This window comes from Tardiphaga sp. (genome assembly GCF_025356345.1).
GTDB lineage: Bacteria > Pseudomonadota > Alphaproteobacteria > Rhizobiales > Xanthobacteraceae > Tardiphaga.
Window position 1 is genome coordinate 1 of the sequence record NZ_JANXTC010000338.1, and the last position, 11,968, is coordinate 11,968.

10 protein-coding genes and 1 pseudogene are annotated in these 11,968 nt (G+C 64.2%); 4 read left to right on the plus strand and 7 right to left on the minus strand.

Annotation, left to right across the window (positions count from 1 at the left end):
- Positions 1–224: 224 nt before the first annotated feature.
- Positions 225–443, plus strand: a complete 219-nt coding sequence (locus Q0S16_RS20610) for a hypothetical protein (protein WP_295852340.1) — start codon at positions 225–227, stop codon at positions 441–443.
- Positions 444–565: 122 nt separating this feature from the next.
- Entirely contained in the window at positions 566–841 is a 276-nt protein-coding gene (locus Q0S16_RS20615; protein ID WP_295852343.1) for a hypothetical protein, read from the plus strand.
- On the opposite strand, the gene Q0S16_RS20620 is transcribed toward Q0S16_RS20615, so the two are convergent.
- Entirely contained in the window at positions 810–1,049 is a 240-nt protein-coding gene (locus tag Q0S16_RS20620; protein WP_295852347.1) for a hypothetical protein, read from the minus strand. The genes Q0S16_RS20615 and Q0S16_RS20620 overlap by 32 nt on opposite strands.
- 488 nt (positions 1,050–1,537) lie before the next feature.
- On the opposite strand from Q0S16_RS20620, the gene Q0S16_RS20625 reads away from it, so the two are divergent.
- Positions 1,538–2,737 (plus strand): MFS transporter, encoded by a 1,200-nt coding sequence (locus tag Q0S16_RS20625; RefSeq protein WP_295852350.1) that lies wholly within the window; start codon positions 1,538–1,540, stop codon positions 2,735–2,737.
- 6 nt (positions 2,738–2,743) lie between these two features.
- Here the strand turns inward: Q0S16_RS20625 and Q0S16_RS20630 are convergent, their stop codons facing one another.
- Positions 2,744–3,193 carry a hypothetical protein gene (locus Q0S16_RS20630; RefSeq protein WP_295852352.1) on the minus strand — a complete coding sequence of 150 codons (450 nt, stop codon included), beginning with the start codon at positions 3,191–3,193 and terminating at the stop codon, positions 2,744–2,746.
- Between the two features lie 378 nt (positions 3,194–3,571).
- On the opposite strand from Q0S16_RS20630, the gene Q0S16_RS20635 reads away from it, so the two are divergent.
- Positions 3,572–3,928, plus strand: coding sequence for a GrlR family regulatory protein (locus tag Q0S16_RS20635; RefSeq protein ID WP_295852357.1), 357 nt, complete (start codon positions 3,572–3,574; stop codon positions 3,926–3,928).
- 4 nt (positions 3,929–3,932) lie between these two features.
- Here the strand turns inward: Q0S16_RS20635 and Q0S16_RS20640 are convergent, their stop codons facing one another.
- From Q0S16_RS20640 to Q0S16_RS20660, 5 genes and pseudogenes are all read right to left on the minus strand, one after another.
- Complete coding sequence (locus Q0S16_RS20640) at positions 3,933–6,614, minus strand: PAS domain S-box protein (protein ID WP_295852360.1); 2,682 nt, start codon at positions 6,612–6,614, stop codon at positions 3,933–3,935.
- Between the two features lie 96 nt (positions 6,615–6,710).
- Positions 6,711–8,875, minus strand: a pseudogene (locus tag Q0S16_RS20645) (PQQ-dependent dehydrogenase, methanol/ethanol family).
- Positions 8,876–9,015: 140 nt separating this feature from the next.
- Positions 9,016–9,816 carry an NUDIX hydrolase gene (locus tag Q0S16_RS20650; protein WP_295852362.1) on the minus strand — a complete coding sequence of 267 codons (801 nt, stop codon included), beginning with the start codon at positions 9,814–9,816 and terminating at the stop codon, positions 9,016–9,018.
- A 151-nt stretch (positions 9,817–9,967) separates the two neighbouring features.
- Positions 9,968–10,921, minus strand: coding sequence for a dihydrodipicolinate synthase family protein (locus tag Q0S16_RS20655; RefSeq protein ID WP_295852367.1), 954 nt, complete (start codon positions 10,919–10,921; stop codon positions 9,968–9,970).
- A gap of 78 nt (positions 10,922–10,999) precedes the next feature.
- Positions 11,000–11,860, minus strand: coding sequence for a MaoC family dehydratase (locus Q0S16_RS20660; RefSeq protein WP_295852370.1), 861 nt, complete (start codon positions 11,858–11,860; stop codon positions 11,000–11,002).
- Between the last annotated feature and the right edge of the window lie 108 nt (positions 11,861–11,968).

Sequence of the window (11,968 nt, forward strand, 5' to 3'; positions counted from 1 at the left end):
TGGCAGCCTAACCCCGGCAGAGGCTCCACCTATCGACGCGGAAAATCTGTTCAGACAACAGGGACCACCTCACCGTCTCAGCCGCAATGGTTCCATCGCTGCAAATCGCAGTGCTACGTTTGGCCAACGTCAAAGGCCGCACAGTCTTTCCGACGGAACATTCCAGGCACCCGCGGCTTCGTTCAGTGGGGTGGAACACGGGCGCGATGCCCCGGGAGGCAGGAATGAAGGATTTTTCCAACGCGTCGTTTCCGCCGGAAATGATTACCGTGATGAAGGAAGCGCTTGACGACGCCGTGTCGACGCTTCCCATGCCCGTCAACTCGTCGCATGTGCAATCCATCGCCGAAAGCATTTTGCGAACGACCAAGGAGGGCGAGCGCGACCCGACCATGCTGAAAACCATGGCGCTGCTGGAATTGCAGATCACGCCACGCGACTGACATCCCCTCGGATCAGCGGAAATCAGGATGTTCACGTTTTCGCGCGCGACGAAAGTCGCTCTTGTTGCAACGCAACATTATCACTAGATCCGCGATGTCGCCGTCAGACGGAGGTCGTTCAGATGCCATACGCGCTGTTTTCCAATGCCGTTCAGGTCAGCAACGCCTTTGCGACCAAATCCGAGGTATGGCAACACGCTGCCGCCCGAGGGCTGGTCATCGAGGTTGGCTCCGGCGAAGAAGATCCGCCGCGGCGCATTCTCGACATGGGCTATTCGATTCACGCATGCGCCGATTTGGCACCCATCACGGACAGCGCAGAGCATGGTGAATCCGACATCGCCCGGCTGATCGCGGCCGGAGCGTTCAATCTGACGTCGGCAGCCGCCGCATCGTGAATTCGATTTCGTCGCCGGGCAATTCGCGCCAGCGCTCGACTTCGCTCATATAGGCCTGTTTGGGGAACCGATCGAGAAAGGCCCGGGCCGTCGCGCGGGCTTGCCAGCGCGGCAGGACGAAGGTCTCGCGGACATAGCCATCGGCCATTGCATGGCGGGCGCGTTTCTCCGCCATCCGGCTGGCGAGGTCCCGGGGTGTTCTCGGCATCGCATCACATTTTCCAAAGCCACTTCCCAGCCTGCCATGGATCGACACCACGTCAAGACGACCGACGTGGTCGGAGAGCGACATCCTCAAAAGAAAAGGGCGCCACGATGGCTCGTGGCGCCCTTCCCTGTTCTCGCTGAACCAGGCGCCGAGGCGCCCTTCCGGACTCAAAGCGTGAGCCTAGCGGGCGGCCTCAGCGAGGTGACAGCGCTTGGAATGAGACACTGGACCACCTCCTTTCGTTGTTTGTGACAGAGAGAGTATGGGAACAGATTCGGGAGTTGTTAAGGGCCATCGCCGCCGCGAGCCATGCAATCGCGCACGGCTCAGGCGAGCCAGCCGGCGTTGTGGAACGGGATCGCGCTGTGCATGATCCAGATCCACCGTGCTGCGCGGTCACCTTCGGGTTGACGCGCAGGGCGGCGGCAACAAGGCAGGGCGGCGACTTCTATCGGGTTTCCCGTCTTTCCCTGGACCTTGCCGTATTGATGACCAGCCCGCCCGAATTTCAGCCGAAGCGGCTGATGACGCGTCGCCTGTCGATCATCTTTCAGATCGCCGCGCTCGGCACCGTCGCAATGTGCGCCAGCGCGCCGACGCCGCTTTACCGCGTCTACCAGCAGCACTGGGAGTTTTCCCCGGTGATGGTCACGATCGTGTTCTCGGCCTACGCCATCAGCCTGCTGCTGGCGCTGCTCACCGTCGGCGGCTTGTCGGATTATATCGGCCGCCGCCCGATGATCTTTTCGGGGCTCGCCATCAGCGCGCTGGCGCTGGTGATGTTCATCGCGGCCGACTCGGTCGCCATGCTGATCGCCGCGCGGACCGTTCAGGGGTTCGCAGTCGGTATCGCGTTCGGCGCCATCGGTGCCGCGATGCTCGATACCGACCGCGCCCATGGCTCGCTGATGAACAGCGTCACGCCGGTGACCGGCACCGCGATCGGCACGCTGTTCTCCGGCCTGCTGCTCACCTACGCGCCGATGCCGACCCAATTGATCTACGTCGTGCTGCTGATCGCCAGCGTGCTGCTCGCCGCGCTGGTGTGGTGGATGCCGGAAACCGGTGTGAAGCGACCGGGCGCGCTGGCATCGCTGCGGCCGGTCGTGCGGGTACCGCATCATGCGCGGCCAGCGCTGATCCTGGTGTCGCCGGGCATCGTCGCGCTATGGGCGCTGTGCGGCTTCTATCTGTCGCTGATGCCGGGGCTGCTGCAACTGGAGACCGGATCGAACTCACCCCTGCTGGGCGGCTTCGCCGTCTCATTGCTCACCTTCAGCGGTGCCGCGGCGATGCTGCTAGCGCGGCCCTGGCCCGGCATCACGATCCTGATCCGCAGCATGTCGGCCCTGATCGTCGGCGTCTTCATTACCCTCGCCGGCACCTCCACCCAAAGCATTCCGCTGCTGTTGACCGGCACCGTGGTCGCCGGCTTCGGCTTCGGCGCTGGCTTCTTCGGCAGCGTCCGTCTCGTAGTGCCGCTGGCGCAGCCGCACGAACGTGCCGGCCTGCTGTCGGTTATCCTGATCGTCGGCTACCTCGCCTTCAGCCTGCCAACCATCGTCGCCGGACTGTTCGTGCCGCGGCTCGGTCTGCCGCTGACGCTGTATATTTACGGCGCAGCCGTCATCGTGCTGGCGGCGATCTCGCTGATCGCCGCCGCACTATCGGTCCGACGCGCGGCGTAACAGCGGCTACGTCATGCTGCCCGGCATGAAGCAGCGGATCGAAACGCCCGCGGTGCCACGCATCGGCCAGACCATGGTACGACCGACACGGTTCGGTCCGGTAATGACCGCTTCGTCGGGCACATCCAGCCAGGCGCCGTCGAGCCGCACCTTGTAATGACCGCTGCTGGATTCCCAGTCGACATCGCTGACGGCGCTGCCGTCGGCGTCGGAGCAACATGGCCCCTTGCCGCTGCGCAGGCTGTCGAACCAGGATTTCAGTTCCGGGCTGGTGGCGGCATATTGCCCGCGATCGCGCGCGGCGACCGATTGCGGCAATGCGGTCAGCGAGAGGGCTGCCGTCGCCAACACCGCGGCGCCGGACCAGCGCCAAGCGCGGCGGCGCCTGTCCTTGTATGAAAGGCCATCATGATGCGAACACGGCGCATTCACGCCGGAAGTGATCCAGTCGCTCATTTGCTTGCTCCAGCCCCCGGCCGGCGCAGTTATGATGATGCATTTCGCGGGCCAACTCCCCGCCTGGTCTGGTATCGCTCACGCTAACGCGTAGCACGCGACTTCAATCAACCCGCTGCAACAATATGACAGTTACCGGGGGGCGTGCCCGTATCATACGCGATTCTCAGGATTGCCCCAGCAACTGTTCGCAGCGCGAACTTTTTACCGTCGATATCGCGGAAGGGGCCTCGAAAGGGCGCCACCGGTGGCGATAAGCTATCCACTGTCTTGCCCGACAACGCAGGGAACAAGACGCGCTGATACGTTGACGATGCGGCCGCGGCCTTGACATAATTATACTGCGCGACATCGGGACAGGCACGCCACCGGAACAAAATGAAAAACGCACTTTATTCGATCCATGTCGACCTGCTGGATGGTCGTTCTGGCAAGGGGAGCGGCGTCGTGGTTTTTCGCGATGGCCAGATCCTGGGCGGCGATGCCTATCTGTTTTATGTCGGTAGCTACATGGTCAATCCGGACAATCGCACCTTCAAGGGCGAGGTCACCGTGATGCAGCATACGCCGAGTCCAGATATGAGCCCGCTGTTCGGCAATCAAAAACAGCCGATCGGCATTGGCGTCAGCGGCACCTTCGACGATCATTCGGCGACCATGAACGGTACCGCGCTGGTCGGCACGGCCAGCCAGATTTTTCGCGCGACGTTGCGCCGACTGGCCAATGCCACATAGCGCTCTACTCGGCGGCCAGCTCAACAGGCGCTATGCGCGGCAGCACGATCTGGATGCGCGTGCCCTTGCCGGGCTCGGAGCTGAGGACCAGCCGGCCACCGAGCCGATTGGTGACAATACTGTAGACAATGTGCAGGCCAAGCCCGGTGCCGCCCTGGTCGCGGCGCGTGGTGAAGAACGGATCAAAGGCGCGGCGCCGCACCTCGGGGCTCATGCCCGCCCCATTGTCGGAAAACAACAGTTCGATGTGATCCGGGCCGGATTCGTGAATCCGGATCTCCACCGCGCCGCCACCGCCGCCCGGAAAGGCATGCGCGACCGCGTTGAGGAACAGGTTGGTCAGCACCTGCCCATAGGGGCCGGGATAGCTGTTCATGATCAGATTCGGCTTGCAGTCGACGGACAGTGCGAGGTTCTGTTTCCGCAGCCCCGGCTTCAGGCTCAACACCACCTGCTCGGTCAGGTCGGCCAGATCGAACACCCGCTGGTCCGAATAATTGCGGTCCGCTGCCACCTGCTTGAAGGACTGGATCAGTTCGGCGGCGCGGTTGAGATTGGCGACCAGCTGCGAGGCGGCATCGCGGTTGGACTCGATGAATTCAGTCAGACTGGAACGCCGCAGGTCGCCGCGAGCGACCTCCGCCGCGAACAGCGCGATCTTGCGTTCCAGCGACGATGCCACCGTCAGGCTGATACCGACGGGATTGTTGACCTCGTGCGCGACGCCGGCGACCAGACGGCCGAGCGCGGCGAGCTTCTCCGCCTCGATCAGCGAATTTTGCGTCTCGCGCAAATTGCGTAGCGCGGCCTCGGCGGCGTCCTTGGCCTTGCGCATCTCGGCTTCGCTGCGCTTGCGCTCGCCGATGTCGAGCGCCACCGTGACGATATTCTCGATATTGCCGTCGGGCGTCAGCAGCGGCATCTTGTTGACGAGCCATTGCCGCATGGTGCCAGCCGCGTCCTGGTATTCTTCCTCGTAGAAGCCGAGGCCGTCGCGGGTCGCCAGCACGCGCTTGTCGTTCGCGTCGGTCTTGCCGGCCCCATAGCGCGACATCAGGTCGGCGGTGGTGCGGCCGAGCGCCTCGCCGGGCTCGATCCCGAAAATGCCGGCCATGTAGCGGTTCATCAGCACATAGCGCAGCTGCGGATCCTTGACATTGATCACAGCGGGAACCGTATCGATCACCTGCTGCAGCAGACGGCGGCCTTCCTTCACGGCGGCTTCCGCGCGCTTCTGGTTGGTGATGTCGCGCACGGTGCCTTCGTAGCGCACGATGTGGCCGGCGGCGTCCCGCACCGCCGTGGCACTGTCGGAGATCCACAGCACCGAGTAGTGCCGCTGCCGCACCTGGTACTCGAATTCGCGCACCGTGCCGTCGCGCTCCATGCGTCGCATGTACTCCTGACGCGCTTCGGGATCGACATAAATGGAACGTGAAATATCCAGCGTGGCGCGGATCAGTTCCTCCGGCGAATCGTACCCCATCATCCGCGCCAGCGCCGGATTGGCATTGAGCAAGGCGCCTTCCGGCGTCGTGACATAGATGCCGTCGACCGAGCCCTCGAACAGCTTGCGGTAGCTCTCCTCGGCCAGGCGCTGCTCGGCCAGCGCATGAACTGCCGCCTCGCGCGCCGCGTCGGCATCGACCAGGGTGCGGCGAAATACTTCCGCGGCGCGCGCGATGTCGCCGATCTCGTTGCTGATCTCGGTCGCGGGGATGGCGGTGTGCTGGGCGCCGCCGGCCAGCGCCCGCATCGCTCTCGCAATCGCCCGCAACGGCCGCACCGTACGCCGGACCACGAACACCGCCGCCAGCAGGCCAATCAGCACGCCCGCGATACCGAACGCGATACTTTGCCCCTTCGCCTCGGACAAAGTGCGGGCGAATTCACGCGACACCACCCGGCCGCGCCGCGCACTGAGTTCGCGCAGCAATTCGGTGACGCGGCCGATCAGCCGGCCCTCGGTGCCCAGCACGTCGCGGTCGATCTCGGCGATCTCGCTCTCGGTGGCGGCGATGGCGCCGATGCCATCGGCATAGGCATCGGCGGCGATCCGCAACGCCGGGTCGTCGATCGGCAACGCCCGCATGCGCTGCGCGGACTGCTCCGCATTGACCGGATCGCGCGCGAGCAAAGCGGCATTGATCTGGTTCTGTGCCCTGAACAGGCTGCGGGCGGTGGCACGGTTCGGCGTCTCGCCGATCGCCGCTTCGAACTTGTCGCGCAGCGGTGGCAGCGCGGTAACAAGCGCGGTACGGCGCGCGATCAGGGCGCTGACCCGGTCGATGCCCTCACGGTAGCTGGTCAGCCGCGCGCCAACGCCATCGATCATGTCGCGTTGCTCGGGCGCCAGATCGATCCGCGTTTGCTTCAGATCATCGCCGAGCGCGGCCGCGGCCCGCGACACCTTCTCGGGCATCGCGTCGGGATCGGTGACGAAGTCCCGCGCCGCCAGCCGCAGGCTGTTCATGCGGCGATCAATGTCTTCGGCCAGATCGCCCACAGCCTCCAGCCGCTGCAATTCCGCGAAGGTCCGGTCGATATGACGAAACGCGACAACGCTGGCCGCGCCGGTGATCATGATGACCGCCAGCACCAGCAGAAAACCGCTGAACGTCAGTTGACCGATCGAAATCGGGGATGATCGAACCCGCTGAAAAAACGCCGTGATAGCAGATGGCATGGTTTGGCCCGGACTGCAGACAGCCGTAATATAAGCTGACTTCGCGTCCCGGGGGAACAGATTGGACGGCCCGTCGGCGGACCGCCCAGTCCGATGCTATTTCGGCCGGATGGCGTCGGCAGTGCCCTGGATAAAGGCCTGGATCTTGACCACCTCGGCCTCCGTCAGCTTGCCGGTGAAGTCCGGCATGCCCTTGTCCATGAACGGCCCCTTGAACACGAAGTCCTTCAGATTGGCGATGGTCTCGGTGGGGACATAGCCGAGATTGCGGACATTGCCGCCCTTGTCGACGCCGGGAACACCGTGACAGGTGGCGCAGGCGCTGACATAGATCGCGGTACCCTCCGGCACGTCCTTCGGGTCATACTTGACCCCGCTCAGCAGGTTTTCGGTCTGGTACTTGGTGAATGCGGGCAACGGCGCCTTGCCGCCCACCGCGAAAGTGTAGACCGTGCCCGGCCCCTCCCGATCGGTGGCGCGCTGGGTGATACCGAATACCCCGCCCCAGCCGACCGCGATCGAGACATATTGCACGCCATCGACCAGATAGGTCGCGGGCGCCGCCACCACGCCGGTGCCGACCGGGGTTTCCCAGAGCTTCTCGCCGGTCGAGGCATTGTAAGCGACAAAGCGGCCATCCGCCGAACCCTGGAACACCAGATTGCCCGCGGTGGTCAGCGTGCCGCCGTTCCAGGGCGCGATGTGCTCGACCCGCCAGACTTCCTTCTGCTTGACCGGATCCCAGGCCAGCAGTCGCCCGAAGGGCAGGTTCTTAGGCGGCTCGGCATTGAGCGCGAAGCCGACATTCCAGCCCGTGGTGCTGCCGTATTTCATCGGCGCCGGCGCATTCTGCACCAGGGTCTTCTCGCCGGTGAGATTGAGCGGCACGCCCTGCGCCGGCAGATAGACCAGACCGGTCTGCGGATTGAACGACATCGGGTGCCAGTTATGCGCGCCGAATGGCCCGGGGATGCTGTCGAAGGGTTTATCGGGGCTGCGCGCCGCCGGGTTCTCGATCGGTCGACCATCGGCGCCATAACCGGAGGCCCAATTCACGTCGACGAAGTTTTTCGCCGAGATGAACTTGCCATTGGTGCGATCGATGACGAAAAAGAAACCGTTCTTCGGTGCGTGCAGCACCACCTTGCGCGGAGCGCCGTCGATGGTGAGATCGGCGAGGATCATCGGCTGCGTCGAGGTGTAGTCCCAATTGTCGCCGGGGGTCTCCTGATAGTGCCAGAGATACTTGCCGGTGTCGGCGTTGAGCGCGACGATCGAACCGAGGTAAAGATTGTCGCCGCCGGCCGGACTGCGCAGGTTGCGATTCCAGGGCGAGCCATTGCCGGTGCCGATATAGATCATGTTGAGTTCGGGATCGAAGGTGATGGTGTCCCACGACGCGCCGCCGCCGCCGTTGATCCAGTACTTCCCGGCGGGATCCCAGGTCTTGGCCGCCGCCGCCATCGAGTCATCCTCGAACGGCTTGGCGGGATCGCCGGGCACCACGAACCAGCGCCACGCCTGGTTGCCGGTCTCCGCGTCGAAGGCGGTAACGTAGCCGCGCACGCCATATTCGGCGCCGCCATTGCCGATCACGACCTTGCCGTTGAACACCCGCGGCGCGCCGGTGATGGTGTAGGACATGTTGTGGTCGAGGATGGTGTCCTTCTCCCAGACTTTCTGACCGGTGACGGCATCGAGCGCGACCAGCCTGCCGTCATAGGCGCCGACAAACACTTCCCCTTGTAGAGCGCGACGCCGCGATTGACGACATCGCAGCAGCCCCGATAACCTTTCGCGCGGTCGACGCCGGGATCAAAGCTCCAGATCCGCTTGCCGCTCCGCACATCGACCGCATGCACCACGCTCCATGGCGCGGTGATATACATGATGCCGTCCACTACCAGCGGCGTCGCTTCTACACCACGGGTGGATTCCAGATTGTAGGTCCACACCAGCCCGATGTTTTTCACGTTGTCGGCGGTGATCTGGCTGAGTTTGCTGAAGCGGCTCTCCGCGTAATCGAGGCCGTAGGTCGGCCAGTCCTTCGAGGTCGCGGCGTTGGCGACGATCGCGGCGCTGTCGATGGCGCCGGTCACGGCCCTGATATGTTCAGGCGAGCCTTTGGTTTGTGCCTGCGCGGGCGTACCGAGCAACAGGGCCGCCAGCGCCAAAGCGGCTGATGCGCGACGCTTGTTCACTATCAGGCTTGTGAGAATGTATTGGCGCGCAAACGCGCCATGACCGGCAAGTTGATGCATGCTTCTCTCCCAATGGCCTCTGACGGACCTGCCATTACGGTACGCCCGAGGAGCGCAGCGTCAACAGCGGAGTACAGTTCCATGCGGAGTGAGCAACAGTGCGGCGCAGCGTCAGGCTGCGGCGCTGCGGAATATTCGGACTACGGCGCGCCGGTCATTTCGAACACGTCGCCGTCATAGCCGGCTTCCAGCGGAATCCGCAGCGTGCGCTTGTCGCCGTCTTTGGTCACCACCGGCATCACCGTCACCACCGCGCTGCCGCGGGCATCGTGCAGCGCGGCGGCGACATCGGGCTGCTTGCCGAGCTTGATCAAATTGCGCGTGGTCGGGAATGGCAGCGTGAAGCGGCCGCTGGCGCCGCCCTCCAGCGCTTCGCGTGGCGACAGCCAGATGGAATCGGTGGATTCCTTGCCGTCATGCAGGCCGACCTGTTCGGGCGGCGCCTCGGCGAGGAAGAACCAGGTATCGAACCGCTTCTTCATGCCCTCCGGCGTGATCCAGTGCGCATAGGGCACCAGCAGATCAAGCGCCAGCACCAGGTCGTTGTCGGCGATGATGTCGGCAAATCTGACCTTGCCCTCGTTGAGGGCGTCGCGATGAGCATCGGCAATCGCGCCGGCGCGGCTGGCATCGATCAGCTCGGACGAACCGCGTGACCGGGCCAGCAGGATACGGCTTTCCTCGAAGGTCTCGCGAATCGCGGCGATACGAAAATCCAGTGTCGCGGCGTCGTCGCCGACCACGCCGGCGTAGAGTTCGGGGCGGCCAATGATATCCTGGTCGCCGGGGTCGACGCTGCCGCCGGGAAACACCAGCGCCCCGGAGGCAAACTCGATCTGATAATGACGCACCATCATGAACACTTCGACCGCGTCAGTCATGCCCTGCCGCAGCAGCAGGATGGTGGAAGCGGGCCGCGCGACGCCGGGCTCGGTGGACATATGATGATAGCTCCCTGAACGGCATTCTTGACGATGCTCGATCTGTAGGATGGGTAGAGCGAAGCGAAACCCATGATTGTCTTACGCGCAGGATGATGGGTTTCGCCGACACGGCGCATCCGCCGCGTCGGCTCTACCCATCCTACGCGACTTATTCGGCCGCGCTGGCCTGCGGGGTCAGATTGGCGCGCTTGTCGAAACGGGCGACGCGCGACAGCAAATAGTCGATCTCGGCCTTGGCAAGGGCGGTGATCGACGGGCCGGGCTTGCGCTGCGCCGCCGAGGCAATCACGCCGCGCTTGTGCAGCACATATTTGCGGACCGCGAGCCCGATGCCGAGCTGCTGCTCATAGCGGATCAGCGGCAGATGGGCGTCGAACAGATCATGCGCCTTGTCGCGCTCGCCCTGCTTCTGCAGCCGGACGACGTCGACCAGCAGCTCCGGAAAGGCATAGCCGGTCATCGCGCCGTCGGCGCCGCGCTCCATCTCGAAATCAAGGAAGACGCCGCCATTGCCGGTGAGGATCGACAATTCGCGCAACGAACCGTCCTTCTGGAAACCGCGCAGCGCGGTGATCTTCTCCAGGCCCGGCCAGTCCTCGTGCTTCAGCATCACGCAGGACTTCGAGTCCGTGATGATCTTGCGGATCACCGCCGGGGTCATCACCACGGTCAGCGTCAGCGGGTAATCCTGCAGCACCCACGGAATGTCGCTGCCGATCGCCTCCTCGGCCTGCTTGAAATAGGTGGTGATCTGGTCGTCGGTGCGCAGCATCGGCGGCGGCGCGATCATCACGCCGGCGGCGCCGGCATCCATCGAGGCACGGGCCAGCGAGCGCATCGCGGCAAAGCCCGGCGACGACACGCCGACGATGATCTGCATGTTGTTGGCGCGCTTGATGAAGCGGGTCGCGACGGCCTGGGCCTCGGCGGCCTCCAGCTTTGGCGCCTCGCCCATGATGCCCAGCACGGTGATGCCGTCGCAACCGGTCCCGGCGTAGAAATCGGTCAGGCGATCGATCGACGCCTCGTCGAGGCGGCCATCTTCGTGGAACGGCGTCGGCGCAATGGCAAAGGTACCGGTGGCCTTCGGAGTGAGCTTCATCGTGTCTTCCTCAATCGGTCAATTCGGGCCGTCCTGCCGCCATCATGCGGCAGAACCGGCCCGCCGGACACCCCGATATCATGCCAGAACGGTCTTGCCACTCTTGATCACGGTGACGTTGCGCGATTTAACCTTGGCTTCGAACGACACCACTTGGCCGTCCCTCCACAGGTCCATGGTGACGGTCTCGCCCGGATAGACCGGCGACGAGAAGCGCACCGCGTGCTGCCTGAAGGCCGCCGGATCGTAATCGGCATAGGTCTGCAACACGCCCCGGCAGGTAATTCCATAGGTGCACATGCCGTGCAGGATCGGCCGCGGAAAGCCGGCGCGCTTGGCGAATTCAGGATCCGCATGCAGCGGGTTACGGTCGCCGCACAGGCGATAGACCAGGGCCTGGTCCGGCCGCGTCGAGATATCGACGCTCTGGTCGGGCGCGCGGCCCGGCATGGCGTGCGGCTCGGGCTGCTTGCCCGCAGGACCGCCGAAGCCACCATCGCCGCGCGCAAAGCGCGACGCCACCAGCGTCGCCAGCTCAGCGCCGCTCTCGTCGCGTAGCACGGTCTTGTGGCGGATCACCACGCCCTTGTCCTTGCCCTTGTCGAACACGTCGAGCACGCTGGAATCGGCGGTGATTTTAGCCGCGACCGGCATCGGCCGGTGGAACGTGATGTCGCGCTCGCCGTCGACCACCAGCAATTTGTTCAGATTCATCTCGCCCGGGCCAGCGCCCCACGCCGCGACCGAGGCAAAGGTCGGAACCACCTTGACCGGGCGCTCGGTAAAACAGGCCTCGTTGACGAAGGACAATTCCTTCTCGTCCATCGGGTCAGCACCGAGCCCGATGCCATAGGCGTAGAGCATCACGTCGCGGTCGGTGTAGGCGTATTTCTGACCGATATTGGTCATCGCCATCAGCGCTTCGTAGTTGATCGGCATGGGGTGGTTTCCTCTCGTACTGTTTTCGTTGCGGCACCAATGATGGCGCCCTCTCCCCTTGTGGGAGTGGGCATCGCCGATGCCCGCCCCGGGCGCTAATGGGTGAGG